18 protein-coding genes, 3 rRNA genes and 2 pseudogenes are annotated in these 26,834 nt (G+C 68.2%); 9 read left to right on the top strand and 14 right to left on the bottom strand.

Annotated features, from left to right (window positions below; genetic code table 11):
• Positions 1–65: 65 nt before the first annotated feature.
• The 6 genes and pseudogenes from QBL25_RS11320 to QBL25_RS11345 form a co-directional block, all read right to left on the bottom strand.
• Complete coding sequence (locus tag QBL25_RS11320; RefSeq protein WP_409062614.1) at positions 66–929, bottom strand: hypothetical protein; 864 nt, start codon at positions 927–929, stop codon at positions 66–68.
• A gap of 393 nt (positions 930–1,322) precedes the next feature.
• Positions 1,323–2,168 (bottom strand): annotated as a pseudogene (locus tag QBL25_RS11325) (hypothetical protein); the annotation flags it as partial.
• A gap of 305 nt (positions 2,169–2,473) precedes the next feature.
• A 5S ribosomal RNA gene (gene rrf / locus QBL25_RS11330) occupies positions 2,474–2,590 on the bottom strand.
• A 139-nt stretch (positions 2,591–2,729) separates the two neighbouring features.
• A 23S ribosomal RNA gene (locus QBL25_RS11335) occupies positions 2,730–5,852 on the bottom strand.
• 291 nt (positions 5,853–6,143) lie between these two features.
• A 16S ribosomal RNA gene (locus QBL25_RS11340) occupies positions 6,144–7,668 on the bottom strand.
• The 16S, 23S and 5S rRNA genes sit together here, the layout of an rRNA operon.
• Positions 7,669–8,208: 540 nt before the next feature.
• Positions 8,209–8,850, bottom strand: coding sequence for a DNA-3-methyladenine glycosylase (locus tag QBL25_RS11345; protein ID WP_409056899.1), 642 nt, complete (start codon positions 8,848–8,850; stop codon positions 8,209–8,211).
• Positions 8,851–9,011: 161 nt separating this feature from the next.
• Here QBL25_RS11345 and QBL25_RS11350 point away from each other — a divergent pair, with 161 nt between their 5' ends.
• From QBL25_RS11350 to QBL25_RS11360, 3 genes are all read left to right on the top strand, one after another.
• Entirely contained in the window at positions 9,012–9,794 is a 783-nt protein-coding gene (locus QBL25_RS11350; protein ID WP_409056900.1) for a sporulation protein, read from the top strand.
• 60 nt (positions 9,795–9,854) lie between these two features.
• Positions 9,855–10,394 carry a YbhB/YbcL family Raf kinase inhibitor-like protein gene (locus QBL25_RS11355; protein ID WP_409056901.1) on the top strand — a complete coding sequence of 180 codons (540 nt, stop codon included), beginning with the start codon at positions 9,855–9,857 and terminating at the stop codon, positions 10,392–10,394.
• A gap of 147 nt (positions 10,395–10,541) precedes the next feature.
• Positions 10,542–11,048 carry an HNH endonuclease gene (locus tag QBL25_RS11360; RefSeq protein WP_409056902.1) on the top strand — a complete coding sequence of 169 codons (507 nt, stop codon included), beginning with the start codon at positions 10,542–10,544 and terminating at the stop codon, positions 11,046–11,048.
• A 3-nt stretch (positions 11,049–11,051) separates the two neighbouring features.
• Here QBL25_RS11360 and QBL25_RS11365 read toward each other — a convergent pair whose 3' ends face one another.
• The 3 genes from QBL25_RS11365 to QBL25_RS11375 all read right to left on the bottom strand — a co-directional run bounded on the left by QBL25_RS11365 (position 11,052) and on the right by QBL25_RS11375 (position 13,419).
• Positions 11,052–11,990 (bottom strand): SPFH domain-containing protein, encoded by a 939-nt coding sequence (locus QBL25_RS11365; protein ID WP_409056903.1) that lies wholly within the window; start codon positions 11,988–11,990, stop codon positions 11,052–11,054.
• 119 nt (positions 11,991–12,109) lie between these two features.
• The gene (locus QBL25_RS11370; RefSeq protein WP_409056904.1) at positions 12,110–12,538 is read right to left on the bottom strand and encodes an NfeD family protein; all 429 of its coding nucleotides are present in this window, start codon (positions 12,536–12,538) and stop codon (positions 12,110–12,112) included.
• A gap of 83 nt (positions 12,539–12,621) precedes the next feature.
• Positions 12,622–13,419, bottom strand: coding sequence for an ABC transporter ATP-binding protein (locus QBL25_RS11375; RefSeq protein ID WP_409056905.1), 798 nt, complete (start codon positions 13,417–13,419; stop codon positions 12,622–12,624).
• A 123-nt stretch (positions 13,420–13,542) separates the two neighbouring features.
• On the opposite strand from QBL25_RS11375, the gene QBL25_RS11380 reads away from it, so the two are divergent.
• Positions 13,543–14,328, top strand: a complete 786-nt coding sequence (locus QBL25_RS11380; RefSeq protein ID WP_409056906.1) for a hypothetical protein — start codon at positions 13,543–13,545, stop codon at positions 14,326–14,328.
• Between the two features lie 118 nt (positions 14,329–14,446).
• Here the strand turns inward: QBL25_RS11380 and QBL25_RS11385 are convergent, their stop codons facing one another.
• The 3 genes from QBL25_RS11385 to QBL25_RS11395 form a co-directional block, all read right to left on the bottom strand.
• Positions 14,447–14,692 carry a chaplin gene (locus tag QBL25_RS11385; protein ID WP_409056907.1) on the bottom strand — a complete coding sequence of 82 codons (246 nt, stop codon included), beginning with the start codon at positions 14,690–14,692 and terminating at the stop codon, positions 14,447–14,449.
• 170 nt (positions 14,693–14,862) lie between these two features.
• A complete protein-coding gene (locus QBL25_RS11390; RefSeq protein ID WP_409056908.1) occupies positions 14,863–15,525 on the bottom strand; it encodes a response regulator in 663 nt (220 codons plus the stop codon).
• On the bottom strand, positions 15,518–16,663 hold the full coding sequence (locus QBL25_RS11395) for a GAF domain-containing sensor histidine kinase (protein ID WP_409056909.1): 1,146 nt from the start codon (positions 16,661–16,663) through the stop codon (positions 15,518–15,520). Before QBL25_RS11395 ends, QBL25_RS11390 begins: the two co-directional genes overlap by 8 nt.
• Before the next feature lie 193 nt (positions 16,664–16,856).
• Between QBL25_RS11395 and QBL25_RS11400 the strand changes: the two genes are divergently transcribed.
• The 3 genes and pseudogenes from QBL25_RS11400 (at position 16,857) to QBL25_RS11410 (ending at position 19,739) form a co-directional block, all read left to right on the top strand.
• Positions 16,857–17,645 (top strand): SDR family NAD(P)-dependent oxidoreductase, encoded by a 789-nt coding sequence (locus tag QBL25_RS11400; protein WP_409056910.1) that lies wholly within the window; start codon positions 16,857–16,859, stop codon positions 17,643–17,645.
• A pseudogene (locus QBL25_RS11405) lies at positions 17,642–18,724 on the top strand (S-adenosylmethionine:tRNA ribosyltransferase-isomerase). The gene QBL25_RS11400 and the pseudogene QBL25_RS11405 overlap by 4 nt, the downstream one beginning before the upstream one ends.
• Positions 18,725–19,019: 295 nt before the next feature.
• Complete coding sequence (locus tag QBL25_RS11410; RefSeq protein ID WP_409056911.1) at positions 19,020–19,739, top strand: transglycosylase SLT domain-containing protein; 720 nt, start codon at positions 19,020–19,022, stop codon at positions 19,737–19,739.
• A 105-nt stretch (positions 19,740–19,844) separates the two neighbouring features.
• On the opposite strand, the gene QBL25_RS11415 is transcribed toward QBL25_RS11410, so the two are convergent.
• Entirely contained in the window at positions 19,845–22,442 is a 2,598-nt protein-coding gene (locus tag QBL25_RS11415) for an FHA domain-containing protein (protein WP_409056912.1), read from the bottom strand.
• Between the two features lie 266 nt (positions 22,443–22,708).
• On the opposite strand from QBL25_RS11415, the gene QBL25_RS11420 reads away from it, so the two are divergent.
• Together QBL25_RS11420 and serB are read left to right on the top strand one after the other, a co-directional pair.
• On the top strand, positions 22,709–24,658 hold the full coding sequence (locus tag QBL25_RS11420) for a streptophobe family protein (protein WP_409056913.1): 1,950 nt from the start codon (positions 22,709–22,711) through the stop codon (positions 24,656–24,658).
• Positions 24,659–24,951: 293 nt separating this feature from the next.
• Positions 24,952–26,166 carry a phosphoserine phosphatase SerB gene (gene serB, locus QBL25_RS11425; protein ID WP_409056914.1) on the top strand — a complete coding sequence of 405 codons (1,215 nt, stop codon included), beginning with the start codon at positions 24,952–24,954 and terminating at the stop codon, positions 26,164–26,166.
• 83 nt (positions 26,167–26,249) lie between these two features.
• Here serB and QBL25_RS11430 read toward each other — a convergent pair whose 3' ends face one another.
• Positions 26,250–26,768, bottom strand: coding sequence for a SixA phosphatase family protein (locus tag QBL25_RS11430; RefSeq protein ID WP_409056915.1), 519 nt, complete (start codon positions 26,766–26,768; stop codon positions 26,250–26,252).
• Positions 26,769–26,834 lie beyond the last annotated feature (66 nt).

Raw genomic sequence — 26,834 nt, forward strand, 5'->3', positions numbered from 1 at the left:
TGCATACGACAACGGGCGGGACCCCCCAGGGGATCCCGCCCGTTGTCGTGCGACTAGATCAACGCTCAGACCTTGCGGTCCGCGTCATCACCGTCATCGTCCCGCTCGTCGTCACCCTCATCCTCGCCATCTTCATCGTCCTCATCCTCGTCCTCCTGGACGGGAGGAGCGACGAAGACAGCCTCGGTCTGCGGGGCGGGCGCCGTCTCCACGACGGTCACGGTCTCGACGACCGGCGTCGGCGCGTCCTCCTGGAGCGCGTCGACGAACTCGACGCCGTCCAGCTCGGCGAGGCGGTCCGACGCGTCGGTGCTGCCGTCCTTGTCGGACTCGATGACCTTGGCGAACCACTCACGCGCCTCGTCCTCACGTCCCGCGGCGAGCAGCGCGTCGGCGTACGCGTATCGCAGCCGCGCGGTCCACGGCTGGACGGAGTTCGACGCCAGCTCGGGGCCCTGGAGGGTCACGATGGCGGCATCGATCTGCCCCAGGTCACGCCGTGCGCCGGCGGCGACGAGACGCATCTCGACCTGGCCCGGCTTGTCCAGCTTCTGCACCTCGGGCGCACCGGCCATGTCCAGCGCCTTCTCGGGCCGGCCCATGCCGCGCTCGCAGTCCGCCATGACGGGCCAGAGCTCGACGCTGCCGGTCATCCGCTTGGCGGCCCGGAACTCACCGAGCGCCTCGTTGTACTTCTGGGTCGCGTACGCGGCGAAGCCCGCCGCCTCGCGTACGGCGGCGACACGGGAAGCGAGCCGCAGGGCGATCCGCGAGTACTCGTAGGCCTGCTCGGGGTCCTCGTCGATGAGGTTGGCGACCATCACCAGGTTCCTGGCGACGTCCTCGGCGAGACCCTTGGGAAGGCTCTGCAGCTCCTGCTGAACGTCCTTGTCGATCTCGTGGCCCGTGACGTCATCGGGGATCGGCAGCCGCTTGATCGGCTCCCGGTCACGGTCGTCACGCCCGCGGTATCCACCGCGGTCGCCGCCGTCACGCCGGTCGTCGCGGCCACGGAACCCGCCGGGACGTCCACCGCGGTCATCGCGACGGGGCCCACCCCGGTCGTCACGCCCACGGAAGCCGCCACGGTCGCCGCCGCCACGGTTGTCGTCGCGACGGAAGCCACCACGGTCACCACCGCGGTCGCCGCCGCGATCACTGCCGCCACGGTCGTCACGCCCACGGAACCCACCGCGGTCGCCGCCACGGTCGCTGCCGCCGCGGTTGTCGTCACGACGGAACCCACCGCGATCGCCACCGCCACGGTTGTCGTCACGGCGGTCATCACGCTGGAACGCCGGCCGGTCGCCGCCACGGGGGCGGTCGTCACGACGGTCATCACGGCGATCGTCACGACGGAAGGGAGGACGGTCGCCGCTGCGGTCGTCGCGCCGGTCGTCACGGCGGAAGGGGGGACGGTCGCCGCTGCCACGGTTGTCGTCGCGACGGAAGCCACCACGGTCGCCACCGCGATCGCTGCCACCACGGTTGTCGTCACGGCGGAAGCCGCCGCGGTCACCGCCACGGTCGTCGCGCCGGTCATCCCGGCGGTCGTCACGACGGAAGGGAGGACGGTCGCCGTCACGGCGCGGGGCCCCGGAGGTGGAGCGGTCGTCACGGCGGAACGCGGGACGGTCACCACCACGGCTGTCGTCGCGGCGCGGGCCGCCGGAGGTCGAGCGGTCGTCGCGGCGGAACGCGGGACGGTCACCACCACGGCTGTCGTCGCGGCGCGGGCCGCCGGAGGTCGAGCGGTCGTCGCGGCGGAACGGAGGACGCCCGCCCTCGCGGTCGTCACGCCCACGGAAGCCGCCACGGTCGCCGCCGCCACGGTTGTCGTCACGGCGGAAGCCACCACGGTCACCGCCACGGTCGTCACGCCGGTCATCCCGGCGGTCGTCACGACGGAAGGGGGGACGGTCGCCACCACCACGGTTGTCGTCGCGGCGCGGGCCGCCGGAGGTCGAGCGGTCGTCACGGCGGAACGGGAGACGGTCACCGCCGCCACCACGGTTGTCATCGCGACGGAAGCCACCACGGTCACCGCCACCGCCACGGTTGTCATCGCGACGGAAACCGCCACGGTCACCGCCGCCACCACGGTTGTCGTCACGGCGGAACCCACCGCGCTCGCCGCCACGGTCGTCACGACGCGGACCACCACGGTCACGGTCGTCGCGGCGGGGACCACCGGAAGTGGGGCGGTCATCGCGACGGAACGGAGGACGCCCGCCACCGCTGCGGTCGTTGTCGCGACGCGGCGCGCCGCCACGGTAACCGCCACGGTCGCCACCGTCCCGGCTGCGCTGCCCGCGCTCCGGTCGCTCGTCGGGAGAGTTGGTGGACATCGGTGACTCCTAGTCTTCGGTACCGCAGTCATTCTTGCGCAGCCGGGTAGCCGGCGCGCTTCGACAAAACAAAAAGGACCCTTGGTCCCAGCGTGGACGCTGGGACCAAGGGTCCTCCAAAGATTGTTCGGCGGCGTCCTACTCTCCCACAGGGTCCCCCCTGCAGTACCATCGGCGCTATGAGGCTTAGCTTCCGGGTTCGGAATGTAACCGGGCGTTTCCCTCATGCTATGACCACCGAAACCCTATGAAATATCCCGCCGCAAAAGCGGGATCTCAAACAGGGCAGCGAACAAGCACACTCTTCAATTAAGTGGTGTAGCTGTTCAGCCGACACAACTGTTCGTTGTTTCAGAACTAACACAGTGGACGCGAGCAACTGAGGACAAGCCCTCGGCCTATTAGTACCAGTCACCTCCACCCGTTACCGGGCTTCCAGATCTGGCCTATCAACCCAGTCGTCTACTGGGAGCCTTAACCCCTCAAAGGGGGTGGGAATACTCATCTCGAAGCAGGCTTCCCGCTTAGATGCTTTCAGCGGTTATCCTTTCCGAACGTAGCCAACCAGCCATGCCCTTGGCAGGACAACTGGCACACCAGAGGTTCGTCCGTCCCGGTCCTCTCGTACTAGGGACAGCCCTTCTCAATATTCCTACGCGCACAGCGGATAGGGACCGAACTGTCTCACGACGTTCTAAACCCAGCTCGCGTACCGCTTTAATGGGCGAACAGCCCAACCCTTGGGACCGACTCCAGCCCCAGGATGCGACGAGCCGACATCGAGGTGCCAAACCATCCCGTCGATATGGACTCTTGGGGAAGATCAGCCTGTTATCCCCGGGGTACCTTTTATCCGTTGAGCGACGGCGCTTCCACAAGCCACCGCCGGATCACTAGTCCCGACTTTCGTCCCTGCTCGACCCGTCGGTCTCACAGTCAAGCTCCCTTGTGCACTTACACTCAACACCTGATTACCAACCAGGCTGAGGGAACCTTTGGGCGCCTCCGTTACTCTTTGGGAGGCAACCGCCCCAGTTAAACTACCCATCAGACACTGTCCCTGATCCGGATCACGGACCCAGGTTAGACATCCAGCACGACCAGAGTGGTATTTCAACGTTGACTCCACGAACACTGGCGTGCCCGCTTCACAGTCTCCCACCTATCCTACACAAGCCGAACCGAACACCAATATCAAACTGTAGTAAAGGTCCCGGGGTCTTTCCGTCCTGCTGCGCGAAACGAGCATCTTTACTCGTAGTGCAATTTCACCGGGCCTATGGTTGAGACAGTCGAGAAGTCGTTACGCCATTCGTGCAGGTCGGAACTTACCCGACAAGGAATTTCGCTACCTTAGGATGGTTATAGTTACCACCGCCGTTTACTGGCGCTTAAGTTCTCAGCTTCGCACACCCGAAAGTGCACTAACCGGTCCCCTTAACGTTCCAGCACCGGGCAGGCGTCAGTCCGTATACATCGCCTTACGGCTTCGCACGGACCTGTGTTTTTAGTAAACAGTCGCTTCTCGCTGGTCTCTGCGGCCACCCCCAGCTCATGGAGTAAATCCAATCACCAGTGATGGCCCCCCTTCTCCCGAAGTTACGGGGGCATTTTGCCGAGTTCCTTAACCATAGTTCACCCGAACGCCTCGGTATTCTCTACCTGACCACCTGAGTCGGTTTAGGGTACGGGCCGCCATGAAACTCGCTAGAGGCTTTTCTCGACAGCATAGGATCATCCACTTCACCACAATCGGCTCGGCATCAGGTCTCACCCTCATGTCATCCGGATTTACCTAGATGACGGGCTACACCCTTACCCCGGGACTACCACCGCCCGGGCTGGACTACCTTCCTGCGTCACCCCATCACTCACCTACTACCACCTTGGGTCGGCGGCTCCACCACTTCCCTTTGCCCGAAGGCTCCAGGACGGCTTCACGGCCTTAGCATTAATGGGCTCGATGTTTGACGCTTCACAGCGGGTACCGGAATATCAACCGGTTATCCATCGACTACGCCTGTCGGCCTCGCCTTAGGTCCCGACTTACCCTGGGCAGATCAGCTTGACCCAGGAACCCTTAGTCAATCGGCGCACACGTTTCTCACGTATGTATCGCTACTCATGCCTGCATTCTCACTCGTGAACCGTCCACCACTAGCTTCCGCTGCAGCTTCACCCGGCACACGACGCTCCCCTACCCATCCCAGCAGGCGTTGGCCCTATTGCTGGAATGACACGACTTCGGCGGTACGCTTGAGCCCCGCTACATTGTCGGCGCGGAATCACTTGACCAGTGAGCTATTACGCACTCTTTCAAGGGTGGCTGCTTCTAAGCCAACCTCCTGGTTGTCTGTGCGACTCCACATCCTTTCCCACTTAGCGTACGCTTAGGGGCCTTAGTCGATGCTCTGGGCTGTTTCCCTCTCGACCATGGAGCTTATCCCCCACAGTCTCACTGCCGCGCTCTCACTTACCGGCATTCGGAGTTTGGCTAAGGTCAGTAACCCGGTAGGGCCCATCGCCTATCCAGTGCTCTACCTCCGGCAAGAAACACACGACGCTGCACCTAAATGCATTTCGGGGAGAACCAGCTATCACGGAGTTTGATTGGCCTTTCACCCCTAACCACAGGTCATCCCCCAGGTTTTCAACCCTGGTGGGTTCGGTCCTCCACGACCTCTTACAGCCGCTTCAACCTGCCCATGGCTAGATCACTCCGCTTCGGGTCTTGAGCGCGCTACTGAAACGCCCTATTCGGACTCGCTTTCGCTACGGCTTCCCCACACGGGTTAACCTCGCAACGCACCGCAAACTCGCAGGCTCATTCTTCAAAAGGCACGCAGTCACGACTGTATGTGCAAGCACATACAGCGACGCTCCCACGGCTTGTAGGCACACGGTTTCAGGTACTATTTCACTCCGCTCCCGCGGTACTTTTCACCATTCCCTCACGGTACTATCCGCTATCGGTCACCAGGGAATATTTAGGCTTAACGGGTGGTCCCGCCAGATTCACACGGGATTTCTCGGGCCCCGTGCTACTTGGGTGTCTCTCAAACGAGCCGCTGATGTTTCGACTACGGGGGTCTTACCCTCTACGCCGGACCTTTCGCATGTCCTTCGCCTACATCAACGGTTTCTGACTCGTCTCACAGCCGGCAGACTGTGAAAGAGAGATCCCACAACCCCGCACACGCAACCCCTGCCGGGTCTCACACGTATACGGTTTGGCCTCATCCGGTTTCGCTCGCCACTACTCCCGGAATCACGGTTGTTTTCTCTTCCTGCGGGTACTGAGATGTTTCACTTCCCCGCGTTCCCTCCACACTGCCTATGTGTTCAGCAGCGGGTGACAGCCCATGACGACTGCCGGGTTTCCCCATTCGGAAACCCCCGGATCAAAGCCTGGTTGACGACTCCCCGGGGACTATCGTGGCCTCCCACGTCCTTCATCGGTTCCTGGTGCCAAGGCATCCACCGTGCGCCCTTAAAAACTTGGCCACAGATGCTCGCGTCCACTGTGCAGTTCTCAAACAACGACCAACCACCCATCACCCCCCCAGCGCGATGCACTGGGGTCGGCAGTGAAGGCAGCCTTACGGCCATACCTTCAGATACCCAACAGCGTGCCCGGCCCGACCCATCAAACTCTGTGTTCCACGCCGAAGCAGTACTTACAGGTCCAACCGATCGTGCCGAATAGTCAACGTTCCACCCATGAGCAACCACCGTCGAACATTTGCCGACGTAGTGGTCTCTGACCAACCGGAGTTGGTAAGAAGTGCTCCTTAGAAAGGAGGTGATCCAGCCGCACCTTCCGGTACGGCTACCTTGTTACGACTTCGTCCCAATCGCCAGTCCCACCTTCGACAGCTCCCTCCCACAAGGGGTTGGGCCACCGGCTTCGGGTGTTACCGACTTTCGTGACGTGACGGGCGGTGTGTACAAGGCCCGGGAACGTATTCACCGCAGCAATGCTGATCTGCGATTACTAGCAACTCCGACTTCATGGGGTCGAGTTGCAGACCCCAATCCGAACTGAGACAGGCTTTTTGAGATTCGCTCCGCCTTACGGCTTCGCAGCTCATTGTACCTGCCATTGTAGCACGTGTGCAGCCCAAGACATAAGGGGCATGATGACTTGACGTCGTCCCCACCTTCCTCCGAGTTGACCCCGGCAGTCTCCTGTGAGTCCCCATCACCCCGAAGGGCATGCTGGCAACACAGAACAAGGGTTGCGCTCGTTGCGGGACTTAACCCAACATCTCACGACACGAGCTGACGACAGCCATGCACCACCTGTATACCGACCACAAGGGGGGCACCATCTCTGATGCTTTCCGGTATATGTCAAGCCTTGGTAAGGTTCTTCGCGTTGCGTCGAATTAAGCCACATGCTCCGCTGCTTGTGCGGGCCCCCGTCAATTCCTTTGAGTTTTAGCCTTGCGGCCGTACTCCCCAGGCGGGGAACTTAATGCGTTAGCTGCGGCACCGACGACGTGGAATGTCGCCAACACCTAGTTCCCACCGTTTACGGCGTGGACTACCAGGGTATCTAATCCTGTTCGCTCCCCACGCTTTCGCTCCTCAGCGTCAGTAATGGCCCAGAGATCCGCCTTCGCCACCGGTGTTCCTCCTGATATCTGCGCATTTCACCGCTACACCAGGAATTCCGATCTCCCCTACCACACTCTAGCCTGCCCGTATCGACTGCAGACCCGGGGTTAAGCCCGGGCTTTCACAACCGACGTGACAAGCCGCCTACGAGCTCTTTACGCCCAATAATTCCGGACAACGCTTGCGCCCTACGTATTACCGCGGCTGCTGGCACGTAGTTAGCCGGCGCTTCTTCTGCAGGTACCGTCACTTGCGCTTCTTCCCTGCTGAAAGAGGTTTACAACCCGAAGGCCGTCATCCCTCACGCGGCGTCGCTGCATCAGGCTTTCGCCCATTGTGCAATATTCCCCACTGCTGCCTCCCGTAGGAGTCTGGGCCGTGTCTCAGTCCCAGTGTGGCCGGTCGCCCTCTCAGGCCGGCTACCCGTCGTCGCCTTGGTGAGCTTCTACCTCACCAACTAGCTGATAGGCCGCGGGCTCATCCTGCACCGCCGGAGCTTTCAACCTTCTCCCATGCGAGAGAAAGTGTCATCCGGTATTAGACCCCGTTTCCAGGGCTTGTCCCAGAGTGCAGGGCAGATTGCCCACGTGTTACTCACCCGTTCGCCACTAATCCACCCCGAAGGGCTTCATCGTTCGACTTGCATGTGTTAAGCACGCCGCCAGCGTTCGTCCTGAGCCAGGATCAAACTCTCCGTGAATGTTTTCCCGTAATCGGGATCGCATCCGCGTTGAGCGGAACCAGGAAGAGGAATAATCTTCCGGTTCACAGCGTCCTCGCTGATGTTTTCTTCAAAGGAACCTCGTCCCGACCATGACGGCCGAAGACGGGGTATCAACATATCTGGCGTTGACTTTTGGCACGCTGTTGAGTTCTCAAGGAACGGACGCTTCCTTTGTACTCACCCTCTCGGGCTTTCCTCCGGGCGCTTCCCTTCGGTGTTTCTTTTGTTCTTGCGTTTCCAACTCTACCAGATCCGTTTTCCGTTCCGTTCCCGGTTCGGATTTCATTTCCGGTGGCCGTTGGGGGCCTTTGCCTTTCGGCGTGTTCACTACGTTAGCGGATTCCCTCGGCAACTCATAATCGAGTTCCGCGAGTTCGAATTCCGGCATGCGAGCATGCGAAATGCGCCCCCGCTGAGGGGAAGTCGTAGGTAGTGGTTGGCCGCTTCCGGCTGCTGGCAGATTGCCGTACCCGGGTCAAGCGGCTCGGGCTACATTACGGTCCGCCCAGGGCCGCGTCAAGTTCGGCGCCGCCGTGGCGCATGGGCCCGATAAGGGCTCACCGTCGGGTCGTTGGGGATCCAGAAGCGCCAGGGGTGGACGGCTCCCTCGCCGCCGACTCCCGTGCGGGGACCGTTGTCGATCCGGTCGGGACCGACGGGGGTGCCCGTAAGGAAGGTGAGGGGTGCGTCCCCTCCCTTGCAGAGGTCGGTGCCGTTCAGGCTTCGGTCCACGTCAAGGGCCGTGGCGAGGCGGGCCGGGCCCTTGGCGAGCTCCCTGTCGTTGCGGGCCGCGAGCCGGCGCTTGCGGGCGATCTCGGCGCCGGTCGTGATCTCACCGGCCCTGAGCAGGACACCGCCCGCCTCGCCCTCCGGGCCGCACACCACGTTGAGGCAGTGCCACATGCCGTAGGTGAAGTAGACGTAGGCGTAGCCGGGGGGACCGAACATCACGCCGTTGCGGGCGGTGGGGCCGCGATAGGCGTGCGATCCGGGATCGGCCTCGCCCGCGTAGGCCTCCACCTCTGTCAGGCGCAGTTCGATCGGACCGTCCGGTGAGGAGCGGACGAGGACGCGGCCCAGCAGATCAGGGGCCACTTCGAGGACGGGGCGCTCGAAGAAGTCATGGCTGAGGGGCGTACGGTCAGGGGCCTCGATCATGGCGTCCGAGCGTACTGGAGACGGTCCGGACGGGCGGGTGGCCGCCCGGTGGACGGATTGCCGGGGTGAGTGCACGGAACCGGACGCGGGTTCACCGCGTTTGTATGGATCAAGGATTCAAAGTCGAGTCGAACCACAGGCGGGGCCTGGGGAGGAGAGTCATGGGGTTCAAGAAGCTGCTTGCGAGCCTGGGGGCCGGCGGTGCCTCGGTGGAGACGGTGCTGACCGAGGTCAACGTCGTACCGGGTGGTGTCGTCCAGGGTGAGGTGCGCATCCAGGGCGGGTCCGTGGCCCAGGAGATCGAGGGCCTGTCCGTCGGTCTTCAGGCGCGGGTCGAGGTCGAGGGCCAGGACCAGGAGACGAAGCAGGACATCGAGTTCACCAAGCTGCGCCTCGGTGGGGCCTTCACGCTCCAGGCGAACCAGGTGCACGCGGTGCCGTTCGGCCTGGAGATCCCCTGGGAGACGCCGGTCACCTCGATCGACGGACAGCAGCTGCGCGGCATGAACATCGGTGTGACCACCGAGCTCGAGATCGCGCGTGCCGTGGACTCCGGCGACCTGGACCCGATCAACGTGCACCCGCTGCCGGCGCAGCAGGCCATTCTGGACGCCTTCATCCAGCTGGGTTTCCGCTTCAAGAGCGCGGACATGGAGCGCGGTCACATCCGCGGCACGCGGCAGAAGCTGCCGTTCTACCAGGAGATCGAGTTCTTCCCGCCGCAGCAGTACCGCGGCCTGAACCAGGTCGAGCTGAGCTTCGTGGCCGACGACCGCGAGATGGACGTCATCCTGGAGATGGACAAGAAGCCGGGTCTCTTCAGCGAGGGCAGCGACTCCTTCCGCTCGTTCCAGGTCGGTCTGAACGACTTCCAGGGCACGGACTGGGCGGCGTACCTCAACGAGTGGCTGTCCCAGGTCGGCAGCAAGCGCAACTGGTTCTAGGCTCGGGGAAGCAGAGTCGTACAGCTGCCACCGAGCAGGAACCAACCAGGAGGTGCCGACGTGACCGAGCTCAAGAGGCCGCCGCTTCCCCATGACTTCCATCCGCCCGTGCCCTCGTTCACGGTCGTGAGCGAGGACTTCGAGCCGGGTGCGGTCCTTAAGGACGCTCAGGTCCAGGCGGCCGGGAACACCTCGCCGCACCTGCGGTGGGAAGGCTTCCCGCCGGAGACCAAGAGCTTCGCCGTGACGTGCTTCGACCCGGACGCGCCCACGGGCAGCGGGTTCTGGCACTGGTCCGTGATCGACATCCCGGTGTCGGTGACGGAGCTGCCCACCGGTGCGGGCAGCGGCAAGTTCGAGGGGCTGCCCGAGGGCGCGGTGCAGGTGCGCAACGACTACGGGACGAAGGACTTCGGCGGCGCGGCGCCGCCGCCCGGTGACCCGGCGCACCGCTATGTGTTCACGGTGTACGCGGTGGACTCGGAGAAGCTCGGCCCGGACTCCGATGCTTCGCCGGCCGTCGTCGGATTCAATCTCCGGTTCCACACGCTCGCGCGGGCGCAGGTGCTCGCCGAGTACGCGGCTCCCGCGGGTAGCTGAGCGTTCACTGAACGTTTGCCCGCCCCTGGTCATGGAAGTGATCAGGGGCGGGCATTTTTTATTGCGTTGTCCATCTCGGCGTGCCCGGCCAGAGTTGATCCCAGCCCGCCAGGGGGTGGGTCGGTGTGCATACGGGAGGTGGGCGAAATGCGGGACACGCTGGTGCTGAACGCGAGCTTCGAGCCCCTGTCGACGGTGACGCTCAACCGTGCCGTCGTGCTGGTCCTCAGCGACAAGGCCGTCGTCGAGCAGGCCCACCCCGGACTCCGTGTGCGCGCGGCGGCCGTCGAGATACCGGTGCCGCGGGTGATCAGGCTCTGCCGGTATGTGCGGGTGCCGTTCCGAAGACGGGCTCCGTGGTCGCGCAGGGGTGTTCTCGTACGGGACCAGCACAGGTGCGCGTACTGCGGGAGGCGGGCGACGACCGTGGACCACGTGGTGCCGCGGGCCCAGGGCGGTGGGGACACGTGGCTGAACACGGTCGCTTCGTGCGCGACGGACAATCACCGCAAGGCTGACCGGACGCCGGAGGAGGCGGGGATGCCGCTGCTGCGGCAGCCGTTCGAGCCGACTCCCGCGGACGCGATGCTCCTGGCGCTCGGCCGGGACGGCTGGGCCGCCCTCCCGGAGTGGCTGGCGACGCCCGCCGCCTGAGCGTCAGTCGATCGGGGGCTGTTCGCGGCGCTCCCTGGGGGCGGGGGTGCCGCCCGAACCGCCGCCCATGGGGTTGAAGTTGCCGAGCGCGCCGCCGAGGCCCTTGAGTGCGTCGCCGATCTCGCTGGGGACGATCCAGAGCTTGTTGGCGTCGCCCTCGGCGATCTTCGGGAGCATCTGGAGGTACTGGTACGAGAGGAGCTTTTGGTCCGGGTCTCCGGCGTGGATGGACTCGAAGACCGTACGGATCGCCTGGGCCTCGCCCTCGGCACGCAGGGCCGCGGCCTTGGCCTCACCCTCGGCGCGCAGGATCGCGGACTGCTTCTCGCCCTCGGCGCGCAGGATCTCCGACTGTCGTACACCTTCGGCCTGGAGGATCGCGGCGCGCTTGTCGCGGTCGGCGCGCATCTGCTTCTCCATCGAGTCCTGGATGGAGGTCGGCGGCTCGATGGCCTTGAGCTCGACGCGGTTGACGCGGATGCCCCACTTGCCGGTGGCCTCGTCCAGGACGCCGCGCAGCGCTGCGTTGATCTCCTCGCGGGAGGTCAGGGTCCGCTCCAGGTCCATGCCACCGATGATGTTGCGCAGGGTGGTGACGGTGAGCTGCTCGATCGCCTGGATGTAGCTGGCGACTTCGTACGTCGCGGCGCGGGCGTCGGTCACCTGGTAGTAGATGACGGTGTCGATGTTCACCACGAGGTTGTCCTGGGTGATCACCGGCTGGGGCGGGAAGGGGACGACCTGTTCACGGAGGTCGATGCGGTTGCGGATCGAGTCGATGAACGGGACGACGATGTTCAGGCCCGCGTTCAGTGTGCGGGTGTAGCGGCCGAAGCGCTCGACGATCGCCGCGCTGGCCTGCGGGATCACCTGGATCGTCTTGATCAGGGCGATGAAGACCAGCACCACCAGAATGATCAGGACGATGATGATTGGTTGCATCGTTGTTCCCCGTACCCCTCTTGCCTCGGTGTTCCCGGAAGATCCGCAGAGCCGGCACGCGGGTCGGCGAAGATCTTGCTCGTCGAGTCTGACAGACCGCCGCACCGCCCGTGGTGCATTCACATGACGATGGCCGTCGCTCCGTCGATCTCGACGACATCCACTTCGCGTCCCGCCTCATAACTCTGGGCGGTGTCGAGCGAGCGGGCCGACCAGATCTCGCCGGCGAGTTTGATCCGGCCGCCGGAGGCGTCGACCCGTTCCAGGACGACGGCCGTCTTGCCCTTCAACGCCTCCACGCCCGTGGCCAGTTCGGGTCGTTGGGCGCGGTGTCTGGCCGCCACCGGGCGGACGACCGCGATGAGCGCGACCGACACCGCAGCGAAGACCACGACTTGCAGGACGGTGCCGCCGCCGAGGCCCGCGGTCACGGCGCCCGCGACGGCGCCCACCGAGAGCATGCCGAACTCCGGCATCGCGGTCAGTACGAGCGGGATTCCGAGCGCGACGGCTCCGATCAGCCACCACACCCATGCGTCGATGTCCACATGGTCATGGTAGGACCGCGGGACCTTCTCGCACAGGGCACGTGATCAATCGGCGGGCGCGGGCCCGGCCGTGCGCGCCGGTGTCAGCCGAGCGGAAGGCCCTGGGCGCTCCAGCGCTCGCCCCGCTCCTCGACCACCAGGGGCAGTCCGAAGCACAGGGAGAGGTTGCGGGAGGTGAGTTCGAGCTCCAGCGGTCCCGCGGCCATGATCTTGCCCTGGCGGATCATGAGGACGTGGGTGAAGCCCGGGGCGATTTCCTCGACGTGGTGCGTGACCATGATCATCGAAGGGGCGATCGGGTCACGGGCGAGGCGGCCGAGACGGCGTACGAGGTCTTCGCGGCCGCCGAGGTCGAGGCCCGCGGCGGGCTCGTCCAGGAGGAGCAGCTCGGGGTCGGTCATCAGGGCGCGCGCGATCAGGGTGCGCTTGCGCTCTCCCTCGGAGAGGGTGCCGAACTTGCGGTCCAGGTAGTCGGTCATGCCGAGGCGGTCGAGGAAGGCGCGGGCGCGCTGCTCGTCGACCTCCTCGTAGTTCTCGTGCCAGCCGGCGGTCATGCCGTACGCGGCCGTGAGCACCGTCTGGAGGACCGTCTGGCCCTTGGGCAGCTTCTCGGCCATCGCGATCCCGGCGACGCCGATGCGCGGGCGCAGCTCGAAGACGTCCGTGCCGGGCTTGCCGAGGGTCTCGCCGAGGATGGTGGCGGTTCCGGTGCTCGGGTAGAGGTAGCTGGACGCGACGTTCAGGAGGGTGGTCTTCCCCGCGCCGTTCGGTCCGAGGATGACCCAGCGCTCACCCTCCTTGACCGACCAGGAGACCTGGTCCACCAGAGCCCGGCCCTCGCGGACCACGGATACGTCCTCCAGCTCCAGTACATCGCTCATGAGCGCGTTGTCTCCCATTGCAGTCTCGGCTGTCGCTTGCGCCTGTGGGCGCAGTCCCCTGGGAGAAAACCTACGCCACCGGCCGAGCACTCCAGTCCTTAGCCCGGTCCTTAGGCTGTAGGCATGCTCTCGGAACCACGCTCAGGACGCTTGGCGGCATGGGGAAATGCCCTTCTTGCCGGACTTGTCTCACCGGATGACGCGGTGCTCGCCATCGTGGGCGACGACGCCGCGCACCGGGTCGAAGGTCTGCCCGGCGAGTCGGGGCCCGTCGGTCTCACGCTCGCCCTCGGACGATTCCGCACGCTCGGGGTGACCGGGCTCCGCGTCGCGCTGCCCGCGCCGGGGCATCCGCTCGGCCTGAGCGGCCCGCCCGCCTTCAACGCGCGGGCCCTGGACGCCGAGGAGGCGGTCGTCGCCTACGGGGCGCCGTACGGCCTGGTGCCCGAGGTGTCCGAGGCGGGGCCCGCCGGTGACGTACACGTGGAGGTCCTCTGGCACTGCCTGCCCGTACGGGAGGCGCCGCCGGCCGACGTGCCCTCGCTGGGCGAGGCGGAGCGCGAGCTCGCGGAGGCGCTGCGGGACGCGACGGAGGTGCTCTCGCGGCTGGACGTCGCGGGCTCGGGGCCGGTCGCCGAGGCCGCGGTGGACGCCTACCGGGCGCGGGCCGAGCGGGGCCGGGAGGCGCTCGCCCCCGGATATCCGCCGCGTGCAGTACGGGTGTTGGAGCTGGCCCAGCGGGTCGGCCTGCTGATCTCGGTGGCGTACGAGAACGGCCACGGCGGGGCCGTGAGCGCCTCGGAGATGGCGGCGCGGGGTGAGGCGCTCCGGCCGGTGGAACGGACGGCTCGGCGGGCACAGGTGGCCGCCTACAACGCCTACGTGGAAGAGCGGGAGCGGGAGAAGTAGCCCGGAGGTCGTTGCTGACCTGCCGGGCAGTTCCCCCGCGCCCTGCGGGTAAAGACGGACCGGCCCCCCGGGGAGGGCCCGGGAGGCCGGTCTGTCGTTGCTGCGCCCAGGGCGTACGTCAGGCGTTGAGGCCGTGGTTCGCGAAGGCGGGGTTGAGGGCACCGATGACGGAGACGGTGTTGCCCACGGCGTTCACGGGGATGTGCACCGGCGCCTGGACGAGGTTGCCCGAGCCGACGCCCGGCGACTTCACGGCCTTGCCGTCCGCGTGCGCGCCGCCCGTGGCGGAGGCGAGACCGGCACCGGCGACGACGAGGCCACCCGCCACCATCGTGACGGCAGCGGCCTTCTTCAGGTTCTTCACTTCTGGACCCTCCTAGCGATTGCCGCGGCCAGCCGCCGCAGCACGCACTGGAGAACGGTCCGGCGGCGCGGAGGTTGCGCCAAGTGGGGGACATTGACACGACGGTATGAATCTCAGCCCGGAACGCGACGTTCCGCTCCGCCGGTTGACGAAGTGTGCAGAAGCGCTGATCAGCCGGTCACCCCGTGCCGTACGGCCCAGAGGGCGGCCTGGGTGCGGTCGGCCAGGTCCAGTTTCATCAGGATGTTCGAGACGTGGGTCTTGACGGTCTTCTCGGAGAGCACGAGGGCGCGCGCGATCTCGCGGTTCGAGCGGCCGTCGGCGATGAGGCACAGGACCTCGCGCTCCCGCTCGGTGAGCGAACCGCCCCTCCCCTGGCCGGTGTTGGCCTCCTCCTGGGAGAGCAGCGCTCCCGCCACCTCGGGCTGGAGCAGCACATGGCCCGCGTGCACGGAGCGGATGGCGCCCGCCAGCGCGTCCGGGTCGACGTCCTTGTACACATACCCGGCGGCGCCCGCGCGCAGGGCCGGGACGACCGTGCGCTGCTCGGTGAAGCTGGTGACGATGAGCACGCGCGCGGGGTTGGCCAGTTCGCGGAGCTTGCGCAGCGCCTCGACGCCGTCCATGCCCGGCATCTTGACGTCCATGAGGACGACGTCCGGCCGCAGCTTCTCGGCCTGCTCGACCCCTTCGACGCCGTCCGACGCCTCGCCCACGACCTCGATGTCGTCCTGCACCTCCAGGAACGTGCGCAGGCCGCGGCGGACCACCTGGTGGTCGTCGACCAGCAGCACCCGGATCCCCGTCCTGGGACGGAACACGGCATCAGCCACCGGGAACCTCCATCTCGATCGTCGTGCCCTTTCCGGGCTCCGATTCCACGGTCAGCCGTCCGCCGACCCCGCCGGCCCTGTCCCGCATGGAGACCAGGCCCAAGTGCCGCCCCGCGCGCCGGATCTCGCGCGGCTCGAAGCCGCATCCGTCGTCCGAGACGCTCAGCACGGCGCCGGTTCCGCGGCGCACCAGGGTCACGCGGACGCGCTCCGCGCCGGAGTGGCGCAAGGCATTGTGCAGGGCTTCCTGGGCGACGCGCAGCATCGCCTCCTCCTGGGCCGCGGGCAGGGCGCGGACCGCGTGGCTCTCGAAGGTGACCGCGGCGGAGTGCGCGCGGTCCAGGACCTGCGTGTGCGTGCGCAAGGTGGCCACCAGGCCGTCCTCGTCCAGGGCCGCGGGGCGCAACTCCACCACGGCGGCGCGCAGTTCGTCCGCGGCCTCGGCGGCGAGCACGGCCACCTGCTGGAGTTCGCCCTTGGCCCGGGCGGGGTCGCGGTCCACGAGGGCGGCCGCGGCCTGGGCCGTCAGGCGCAGCGAGAACAGCTTCTGGCTCACGGCGTCGTGCAGTTCGTGGGCCAGGCGCGAGCGCTCCTCGGCGATGGTCAGCTCGCGGCTGCGTTCGTAGAGGCGGGCGTTCGTGAGGGCGATCGCGGCGTGCTGGGCGAGGATCGAGAGAAGCTCCTCGTCGTCGGCGGTGAAGCCGCAGCCGCCGTCCGGCTTGGGGCAGTTCTTGTTGGCGAGGAAGAGGGCGCCGAGCGTCTCGCCGCCATACCGGATGGGCAGGCCGAGGAAGTCGGACATGTCCGGGTGGGCGGAGGGCCAGCCCTCGAAGCGGGGGTCCTTGCGCACGTCGGCAAGGCGCTCGGGCTCCGCCTTGTGCAGCATCGCGGCGAGGATGCCGTGCTGCCGGGGCAGCGGGCCGATGGCGCGCCACTGCTCGTCGCTGACGCCGTCGACGACGAACTGGGCGAACCCGCCGTGGTCGTCCGGGACGCCGAGCGCCGCATACTCCGCGTCGAGCAGCTCGCGGGCCGAGGCGACGATCGTCTTGAGGACGTCGCGCACTTCGAGCTGCCTGCTCATGGCCAGAAGCGCGGAACTGACCGCGTCCAGGCCGGACCGGGGACCTTGACTCATGGCCTCACCGTACCGGCGGGGTGTGACAGTGCGTATCGGACCTGTGGCTGCCGTCGCCTAGGGCGGTGGGCGTAGGCCGAAGGGCCCTGAGCCGTTGCGGCCCGGGCACGAGGCGGCCGGGGCGGGTCCGTTCCTGGCGTGGGGTCAGCCGCTGGAGCAGCGGCCACCCGGGCGACCCGAGGGGACGGACGTCATGCCGGTAGCGATCATCACGGGGGCTTCGAAGGGACTGGGGCGCGCGCTGGGCGCGGCGCTCGCCGAGCGGGGCTGGGATCTGGTGCTCGACGCGAGGACGGCCGCCGTCCTCGCCGAAGCCGTACGCGAGCCGGCGGGGCACGGCACGCGCGTGGAGGGCGTCGCCGGGGACGTCACGGAGGCCCGGCACCGGGCGGACCTGGTGGCGGCGGCGCACCGGCTCGGCGGTCTCGACCTGCTGGTGAACAACGCGAGCGCGCTGGGCGCGGAGCCCCTCGTCCGGCTCGACGCGCTCGCGGTCGACGGGCTGCGGCGGGCGCTGGAGACCAATGTGGTGGCCCCGCTGGGGCTGGTCCGTGAGGCGCTGCCCCTGTTGCGGGCCTCGGGGGCGGGCGCCGTGATCGACGTCAGTTCGGACGCTGCCGTGGAGGCGTACGAGACGTGGGGCGGGTACGGGGCGTCCAAGGCCGCCCTCGATCAGCTGTCGGCGGTCCTCGCCGTGGAGGAACCGGGGATCAGGGTGTGGGCGGTCGACCCCGGTGACCTGGACACCGATCTCTACGCGGCGGCCGTCCCGGACGACGACGCCTCGGGGCGGCCCTCCCCCGGGACGGTGGTGCCCGCCTTCCTGCGGCTGCTCGACGAGCGCCCGGCGAGCGGGCGGTACGCCGCACCCGCCTTGCTGAGCACTCCTTCGTCTCCGGCTTCTCCGGCTTCTCCGGCTTCTGCGGCTTCTGCGGCTCCTATGACTCCCATGGCTTCTCCGGCTTCTCCGGACGCGCGATGACGCCGGCCGTGCGGGTGCCCGGGGAGCTGGCGGCACGCGTCCCCGCCGAGCAGCGGGGGCCGGGGCGCGGCAGGGACGCGGTGCGGCTGCTCGTGTCGCGCGGGACCGCGGTCTCGCATCATGCGTTCGCCGACCTGCCCGCGCTGCTGCGGGCCGGGGACCTGCTGATCGTGAACACCTCGCGGACGCTGCCCGCCGCGGTCGACGGGACTCTCGGGCACGCGCGCGTGGTGGTGCATTTCTCGACGCGGGGCGACGACGGACGGTGGGCCGTCGAGTTGCGGGATCCGGACGGCCGGGGCACCACGCGCGCGCGGGCGGGCGGGCCCGCGGATTCAGTCGTGCACCTCCCCGGGGGGCGTACGCCTCGCCCTGGAGGAGCCGCTGGCCCCGGGGAGCGGGCGGCTGTGGTGGGCCCGGGTGCCGGCCGACGTGCCCTCGCTGCTGCGGGAGCACGGGTGCCCCATCCGTTACTCCTATACGGAGCGGGACCAGCCGCTGGCCGCGCATCAGACCGTGTTCGCGCTGCCCTCGGCCGACGGGGCGGGCAGCGCGGAGACGCCGAGCGCGGCCCGGCCGTTCACCGCGGGCCTGGTGGCGCGGCTGGTGAGCGGGGGGTGCAGTTCGCGCCGGTCGTCCTGCACACGGGGGTGGCGTCGCCCGAGGCGCACGAGCCGCCGTATCCCGAGCTCTTCGAGGTGCCCGAGGCGTCCGCGCGGCTGGCCAACGCCGCGAGGGCGGGCGGCGGACGCGTCATAGCGGTCGGTACGACGGCCGTACGCGCCGTGGAGTCGGCCGCGGGCCCCGACGGGGTGGTCCGGGCCGCGGCGGGCCGTACGGAGCTCGTGGTGACGCCCGAGCGGGGCGTGCGCGTGGTGGACGGGCTCCTCACGGGGCTGCACGAGCCGCAGGCCTCGCATCTGCTGATGCTGGAGGCGGTGGCGGGACGGGCCGCCGTGGACCGGGCTTATGCCGAGGCCGTACGCCGTCTCTACCTGTGGCACGAGTTCGGCGACACACATCTCCTCCTTCCGGAGGAGTTTGCTCACGCAGAGAATTGCGACGGCAACTGCTGGTGAGGTTGTTACGTGTTCGATGTGAGCCCGCACATAGGACGTGCATCACGTACGAAGGTCCCTAGTTGGTAGGAAAGTTCTTTATCGGTGGGGGGTGTACCGCCATAAATGACCAGGGCGCCGCCCCTGATCCACTACCCGGCTTCGTATGTCACTCCTTTGCCACAGAATTTTGCGGCCGCTAAGAATTGCTCCCGTCGCTCGGCGCCGCGGTCCTCGCACCGCGGCGTTTGTGCCGGAGCAGCAACTGTCCCCGCCGGCCAGAGCGACCTCCGCGATTCTGAAGAGGTCCCTCCGCATGTCCAAGCTCAGCACCCCTGGTCATAGTCGCCCCGCGCCGACCAAGACCCAGAAGTTCACGATCGCCGGTGTCGCCACGCTCGGCGCCGCCGCCCTCGCGTTCTCGCTCGTGCCGGGCAGCGCCGACGCCGGAACCGAGACCGGGAGCATCGAGGCCGCCCCGGTGGCCTTCAAGCAGAACGTCGACGCCCAGCAGGCCGTCCACGCCGGTGTCATCAAGCAGCGGAACACCGCCGACAAGCAGGCCAAGGACGCCGCCGCCGCGAAGGCGAAGGCCGAGGCCGACGCCGCCGCGAAGAAGCGGGCCGACGAGGAGGCCGCGGCCAAGAAGAAGGCCGAGGACGAGCGCAAGGCCAAGGAAGCCGCGAGCCGTGCCGCCGCGCGCAAGCCGGTCTACGCCAACAACCTCGACGGCTGGATCCGCCAGTCCCTGGACATCATGAAGTCCAAGGGCATCCCCGGCTCCTACGAGGGCCTGCACCGCAACATCATCCGGGAGTCCGCGGGCAACCCGAACGCCAAGAACGGCTGGGACATCAACGCCATCAACGGCACCCCGTCCGTCGGCCTGCTCCAGGTCATCCAGCCGACGTTCGACGCGTACCACGTCGAGGGCACGTCCACGAACATCTACGACCCGGTCGCCAACATCACGGCCGCGGCCAACTACGCGGCCGACCGCTACGGCTCGATGGACAACGTGAACAGCGCCTACTGAGCCTGATCTTCTGATCAACGGACCTCTTCACCGAGGCTCTGCGGACGCCGAAGGGCGGCACCCCACACGGGGTGCCGCCCTTCTCGCCTGTCCGGCGAGGCGTGCTTACTTGCGCATGACCTCGGGCTCGTGGCGGCGCAGCAGCCGCGCCACCGCGAAGCCGCAGGCGACACCGATCAGGAGCAGGATCGTGATGTTCAGACCCCACTGGCCCGCGGAGTGCTCCCACAGCGGGTCGAGGTCGCCCGGCTTCTTCGGGTCCCACGGCGGCATGAGGTGCGCGAGGTCCAGCGTGGCGCCGGCGCCGGCGATGGCCCAGCGCGACGGCATCAGCCAGGCGAACTGCTCCAGGCCCGGCGAGCCGTAGACCTGGAAGAGCACGCCGGTGAAGACGACCTGGACGATCGCGAACATCACCAGGAGCGGCATGGTCTTCTCGGCGGTCTTCACCAGCGAGGAGATGACCAGGCCGAACATCATCGAGGTGAAGCCCAGGGCGATGATGACCAGGCAGATCTCGACGGCCGGCGGCATGATCAGGCCCTCGGCCGGCATGTCGCGCGTCGCGAAACCGATTCCGCAGATGATGACGCCCTGGAAGGCCGTGATCACGCCGAGGACGATGACCTTGGACATCAGGTACGCCGAGCGGGAGAGGCCGGTGGCCCGCTCCCGTTCGTAGATGACCCGTTCCTTGATCAGCTCTCGTACGGAGTTGGCGGCGCCCGAGAAGCACATGCCGACCGCGAGGATCAGCATGATCGTTCCCGCGTCGCCGTTGAACTTGGACGGCGGCTTGGGCGGGCCGAGCCCGAAGTCGGCCGGAATGACGACGCTGACGATGCCGAGGACCGCGGGCAGGATCACCATCAGGCCCAGGAAGCCCTTGTCCGAGGCGATCACCGAGGTGTAGCGGCGGATCAGGGTCCACAGCTGCGAGCCCCAGCCCTGCGGCTTGGGCGGCCTGATCGCCTGCGGCGGCGGCATGTGGACCGACTGCGCGGCCACGGCGTCGATGTCGGCGGCGTACATCTGGTAGTGCTGCGAGCCCTTCCAGCGGCCCGCCCAGTCGTAGTCGCGGTAGTTCTCGAACGCCGAGAACACGTCCGCCCACGTCTGGTAGCCGAAGAAGTTGAGCGCTTCCTCCGGCGGACCGAAGTACGCGACCGAGCCGCCCGGCGCCATCACCAGGAGCTTGTCGCAGATCGCCAGCTCGGCGACCGAGTGCGTGACGACCAGGACCGTACGGCCGTCGTCCGCGAGGCCGCGCAGGAGCTGCATGACGTCACGGTCCATGCCCGGGTCGAGGCCCGAGGTGGGCTCGTCCAGGAAGATCAGCGACGGCTTGGTGAGGAGCTCCAGGGCCACCGAGACGCGCTTGCGCTGGCCACCGGAGAGGGAGGTGACCTTCTTCTCCTTGTGGATGTCCAGCTTGAGCTCGCGCAGGACCTCGTCGATCCGCTGCTCGCGCTCCTGCTCGCTGGTGTCCGAGGGGAAGCGCAGCTTGGCGGCGTACTTGAGGGCCTTCTTGACGGTCAGTTCCTTGTGCAGGATGTCGTCCTGCGGGACCAGACCGATGCGCTGGCGCAGCTCGGCGAACTGCTTGTAGAGGTTCCGGTTGTCGTAGAGGACGTCGCCCTTGTTGGCGGGCCGGTAACCGGTGAGCGCCTTGAGGAGCGTGGACTTTCCGGAGCCCGAGGGGCCGATGACCGCGATGAGCGACTTCTCCGGGACGCCGAAGGAGACGTCCTTGAGGATGTCCTTGCCGCCGTCGACCGTCACCGTCAGGTGGCGGGCGGAGAAGGAGATCTCACCGGTGTCGACGAACTCCTCGAGCCGGTCGCCGACGAGCCGGAACGTCGAGTGGCCGACGCTGACGATGTCGTTCGGGCCGATGAGGGCCGTGCCCGACTTCGCGACCGGCTGACCGTTGATGTACGTGCCGTTGTGCGAGCCGAGGTCGTGGATCTCGAAGCGGCCGTCCGGAGTGGCCGTGAACTCGGCGTGGTGCCGGGAGACCTGGAGGTCGGAGACGACCAGTTCGTTCTCCAGGGCGCGGCCGATGCGCATCTTGCGGCCGAGCGAGAGCTGGTGGAACGTCGTGGGGCTGCGATCACCGTAGACCGGCGGGGCCCCCGCGACACCGCCGGAACCCCCGCCAGGGCCCTGCTGCTGCGGGACCTGCTGCTGGGGCTGCTGATGCTGCTGGTGCTGAGCCTGCTGCTGGGGCTGCGGCCAGCCCTGCTGCTGGGGCACCTGCTGCTGCGCCGGGTACTGCGGCGCCTGCTGCTGGGAGGCCTGGGCGGCCCAGCCGGGTCCGCCCTGCTGCTGGCCATGGTGCTGCGGCGCCTGGTGGGCCGGTGCCTGCTGGGCGGCGGCCTGCTGCGGCGCGGAGACGGCGGCGCCCGAGGCGCTGCCGGACACGTTCAGCCGCGGGCCGTCGGTCGCGTTGCCCAGGTTCACGGCCGAGCCCGGGCCGATTTCCATCTGGTGGATCCGCTGGCCCTGCACAAAGGTGCCGTTGGTGCTGCCGTGGTCCTCGATGACCCAACTGCGGCCGCTCCAGCTGATCGTGGCATGACGCCAGGACACCCTGGCGTCGTCAAGCGCGAGATCCCCCTGCGGATCACGTCCGAGGGTGTATGACCTGGACGGATCGAGCGTCCAGGTCCTTCCATTCAATTCCAGTACGAGTTCCGGCACTCCAGCCCCACTGAGTTGTCCCCCGAGCTAGCCCCCATATGGGGAGTCTAGGGATGTCGAACATCGGGAGGAACTATTTCAGGCGGAGGCCTCTGACCGAAAGTCGGGCCTTGTGAAGACTGCGTACGGGCCCGCGGGACCGCCCCGTTGACGGGGCAGAAACCGGCCCGGAGAGTAGTAACCGCCCATGAGTGCATACGGATCATGCGCATTGCGCACATCCCGTATGAAAGGGGCGACGCTGCGGGAGTCGGGGGGGCCTGATGATGACCGGCGGGAATCACGTCGAAGACCGGGGCGGCGTGCGGTGGGGCGATGTCCTGCTCTCCGCCGTCGCCGCCGTGAGCTGGGCCCTGGTCGGCATGGCCGGTACGGCGGCGCTCGGCCTCCACCTTCTCGGCGCGGACGCCGTGGCCTCGCTCGGCCCGATGACGGCCGCCGTCGTGGCGCTCGGCGCGGGCGGCTCGGTGACGCCGTCCGGTGACGTGTCGGCGTTCGGCCTGGAGGGCGCCGAGGCGACCACCGCGATCGACGTCACGCCGCTGGGCGTGGGACTCGCGGGGGCGGTTCTCCTTGCGTATTTTTTCCTACGCTCCCTGCGCGCGGCGGGAGTTGTGATCTCGCCCGCCGAGCTGGCGGCGCGCGCGGGTGCGGTGATCGTCCTCTTTCTGGCGACGCTCGGCGGGCTCGCGTGGGCGGGTCACGACATCATCACGATCGACGGTGATCAGCTGGGGATCGATCAGGGCATCGACAAGGGGATCGACCAGCTCCCCGACGACATCACGGACAAACTTCCCGACGGGCTCGGCGACATCGGCGGGCTGCTGCCCGACCGGCTCGGCGATCTCGCCAAGGCGAAGGCGGACGTCGGCTTCACGGTGGACCTGGCTCCGACGCTGCTCGGCGGGGCGGTGTGGGTGATCGGCGTCCTGGTGATCGCGCTGCTCGCCTCGCGTCGTACGCCGCTGCCACGCGGGTGGGACGCCGTGCACCGGGTGGTGCGGCCTGGCGCGTCCGCGCTGGTGACGGTGGCGCTCGTGGCGGTGCTCGCCGGGCTCGCGGCGGCGCTGTACGCGATGATCGGCGACGCCCACCCCAAGCGGATCGCGGGCGCCGCGCTCCTGGGGGCGCCGAACGGGGTGTGGCTCGGGGTGCCGGTCGGGCTCTTCGTGCCGTGGGACGGCGAGGCGACGGGGGAGCTCGCGAAGCTCCTGCCGGATCCGCTGGACGACCTCCTGACCGGGTCGGGGGGCGCGGGCGGCTCGGGGGGCGAGGCGGTGACGCTGGGGCGGCTCGCCGAACTGGACAGCAGGGTGTGGCTCCTGGGCGTCGCGGCGGCCCTGATGATCCTGTTCGCCGGGGTGCTGACCGCCGTCCGCACTCCTTACTCACGGGGCGAGACGGGCGCCCTGAGGTTCGCGGGGCAGTGCGCGGTGCGCCTTGGCGTGCTGACGGCGCTCGCGCTGCCGCTGATGGTGTGGCTGACGGGGGTGTCGGCGGACGCGTCACTGTCGGTACTGGGCTTCGACGCGTTCGGCGCGGGGATCGAACTGCACGGACAGCTGGGCATGGCCGTGCTCCTGGGGGCGGCGTGGGGGGCCGGCGCGGGAGCGGTGGGGGCGCTGCTCGCGGTGGCGAGCGGGGCTGCGGGGGGCCGGACATCCCCGCTGGCCGCTGCCGCGGGGGTGGCTGGGGGGTTGGGGTCGGGTGCGGGGGCGCAGGGCGCTGGGGGTGCGGGGGCTCCGGGGGGTGAAGGTGCGGGGGTGGCTGGTCATGGGGTGGCTGGTGCTGCGGGGGCGCGTGGGTCTGAGGGGCCGGCTGGGGCTTCCGGGCAGCGGGGCGCTGCGGGGCAGTCCGGGGTTCCGGGGCAGCCTGGTGGTCCCGGGCAGCCCGGCACTGCTGGAGGGGCTGGCGCTCCGGGGCAGCCTGGGGCTCCGGGGCAGCACGGCGCCCCGGGGCCGTACAGCCCGAGTGCGCCCTTCCGGCCCGCGAACCCTGACACCAACCCCTACCTCCGGCCGCCGAGCGACGTCTCCGGGGCGCCGACGGTGATCGGTCCGGTGACGCCTCCCCCGCCGCCGAAACCGAAGCCACGCCCGCGCTCCTCGGGCAACGGAGGCGACTGGCCCCCGCCGCCACCGCCACCACCACCACCGCCGCCGAGGCGGGGGCCGCGGGGGCCGCGGGGGCCGCGGGGCGGCGAGGAGAGCTAGGAACTGCTGCCCGGCAGCCGGGCGATCCCGGCGAGCCGCCGCTTCGCGGCGATGGTCCCCACCCGCCCACCCGATTCCCGGCGGCGAACCGGACACGCCCCCGAGGCAGAAACCACGAGGGCGGAACCCCACCTGCTCTGCCTCACGACAGTCACCCCCCACCCACCGTGGCGGCGGCGCCGAAGGGCCCGGCCAAGGGTGGACCGTGGTGGTGCCCCGGCGGGGGCGGGGCGTGTCCGGTACGCGGACCACCCCGGCGGGTGGGCAGGGGCGCCGGATACGGTGGGCGCACCATGAGCGCTTCGCAGCCCCCGCCCCCCGTTGACGTCCCGACGCTCCTCGTCAAGATCTTCGGCAAGGACCGTCCCGGAATCACCGCAGGCCTCTTCGACACCCTCGCCGCCTACTCCGTCGACGTCGTCGACATCGAGCAGGTCGTCACCCGTGGCCGCATCGTGCTGTGCGCGCTCGTGACCGAGCCGCCGGCCGGCCTGGAGGGCGACCTGCGGTCCACCGTGCACAGCTGGGCCGAGTCCCTGAAGATGCAGGCCGAGATCATCTCGGGCATCGGCGACAACCGCCCGCGTGGCCTGGGCCGTTCGCACGTCACCGTGCTCGGCCATCCCCTGACCGCCGAGTCGACCGCCGCCATCGCCGCCAGCATCACCGCCACCGGCGGCAACATCGACCGTATCTTCCGGCTCGCCAAGTACCCCGTCACGGCAGTGGAGTTCGCCGTGTCCGGCACGGAGACCGAGCCGCTGCGCACCGCCCTCGCCCTGGAGGCCGCAGCGCTCGGCGTGGACGTGGCCGTCGTCGCGGCGGGTCTGCACCGCCGCGCCCAGCGGCTCATCGTGATGGACGTCGACTCGACCCTCATCCAGGACGAGGTGATCGAGCTCTTCGCGGCGCACGCGGGCTGCGAGGAGAAGGTCGCCGAGGTGACCGAGGCCGCGATGCGCGGCGAGCTGGACTTCGAGCAGTCCCTGCACGCGCGCGTGGAGCTCCTCGCGGGGCTCGACGCCTCGGTCGTCGAGAAGGTCCGCACCGAGGTCCGCCTCACGCCCGGCGCCCGCACCCTCATCCGTACGCTCAAGCGCCTGGGCTACCAAGTGGGCGTCGTGTCGGGCGGGTTCACCCAGGTGACCGACGATCTGAAGGAACGTCTCGGTCTCGACTTCGCCCAGGCCAACACCCTGGAGATCGTCGACGGCAAGCTCACCGGCAAGGTGACCGGCGAGATCGTGGACCGCGCGGGCAAGGCCCGGCTGCTGCGCCGCTTCGCCGCCGAGGCCGGGGTGCCGCTGGAGCAGACGGTCGCGATCGGTGACGGCGCCAACGACCTCGACATGCTGAACGCGGCCGGCCTCGGGGTCGCCTTCAACGCCAAGCCTCTGGTCCGGGAGGCCGCGCACACCGCGGTGAACGTCCCCTTCCTCGACACCGTCCTCTACCTCCTGGGCGTCACCCGGGAAGAGGTCGAGGCGGCGGACACCCACACCGACTGAGCCCGGGCCGCCGGTCGCGCACGTACGCCGATGGCCCCCGTACCACTGCGGTACGGGGGCCATCGGCGTACGTGTGCGAGGGTCTACTCGGAGGGCGCCCAGTAGTCGGCGAGCGTGCCGACGCCCGGTTCGAGGGCCTTCCACGAGCCGGAGTACGTCAGGACGGCGAAGGCGGACGTCGGGAAGCCACGGCGGTCCATTCTCGTGCGGGCGTCGCCCTCGGACGAGCCCGCGAGGACGTCGGCGAGCCCCTGCACTCCGGGGTTGTGGCCGATCAGCACGACGTTCTGGACGTCGTCCGGGGTTTCGTTGAGCACGGCGATCAGCTCGCCCGGAGAGGCTTCGTACAGCCGCTCCTCGTAAATGGTCTTGGGCCGGTGCGGCAGCTCATGGACGGCGAGCTTCCATGTCTCGCGGGTCCTGGCGGCGGTCGAGCAGAGGGCCAGGTCGAAGGGGATGCCGCTGTCGGCCAGCTTGCGTCCGGCGACGGGGGCATCCTTGCGGCCGCGCTCCGCGAGGGGCCGCTCATGGTCGGTCACCTGCGGCCAGTCGGCCTTCGCATGCCGGAAAAGGACAATCCTGCGGGGTTCTGCGACGCTCATGCGTCCCAGCTTCGCATGAAACCCGCCAGTGGGCGCAGGGAGTTGGTGTGCTCCCCCACCACGGGT

This window comes from Streptomyces sp. SYP-A7185 (genome assembly GCF_046103685.1).
GTDB lineage: Bacteria > Actinomycetota > Actinomycetes > Streptomycetales > Streptomycetaceae > Streptomyces.

Bases quoted from the DNA above. Each gene is read 5' to 3' on its own strand.
- QBL25_RS11420 (WP_409056913.1), top strand. From the start codon at position 22,709: ATGACCGGCGGGAATCACGTCGAAGACCGGGGCGGCGTGCGGTGGGGC.
- QBL25_RS11345 (WP_409056899.1), bottom strand. From the start codon at position 8,850: ATGATCGAGGCCCCTGACCGTACGCCCCTCAGCCATGACTTCTTCGAG.
- QBL25_RS11430 (WP_409056915.1), bottom strand. From the start codon at position 26,768: ATGAGCGTCGCAGAACCCCGCAGGATTGTCCTTTTCCGGCATGCGAAG.
- QBL25_RS11365 (WP_409056903.1), bottom strand. From the start codon at position 11,990: ATGCAACCAATCATCATCGTCCTGATCATTCTGGTGGTGCTGGTCTTC.
- QBL25_RS11395 (WP_409056909.1), bottom strand. From the start codon at position 16,663: ATGAGTCAAGGTCCCCGGTCCGGCCTGGACGCGGTCAGTTCCGCGCTT.
- QBL25_RS11410 (WP_409056911.1), top strand. From the start codon at position 19,020: ATGTCCAAGCTCAGCACCCCTGGTCATAGTCGCCCCGCGCCGACCAAG.
- QBL25_RS11375 (WP_409056905.1), bottom strand. From the start codon at position 13,419: ATGAGCGATGTACTGGAGCTGGAGGACGTATCCGTGGTCCGCGAGGGC.
- QBL25_RS11360 (WP_409056902.1), top strand. From the start codon at position 10,542: ATGCGGGACACGCTGGTGCTGAACGCGAGCTTCGAGCCCCTGTCGACG.
- serB (WP_409056914.1), top strand. From the start codon at position 24,952: ATGAGCGCTTCGCAGCCCCCGCCCCCCGTTGACGTCCCGACGCTCCTC.
- QBL25_RS11400 (WP_409056910.1), top strand. From the start codon at position 16,857: ATGCCGGTAGCGATCATCACGGGGGCTTCGAAGGGACTGGGGCGCGCG.
- QBL25_RS11350 (WP_409056900.1), top strand. From the start codon at position 9,012: ATGGGGTTCAAGAAGCTGCTTGCGAGCCTGGGGGCCGGCGGTGCCTCG.
- QBL25_RS11380 (WP_409056906.1), top strand. From the start codon at position 13,543: ATGCTCTCGGAACCACGCTCAGGACGCTTGGCGGCATGGGGAAATGCC.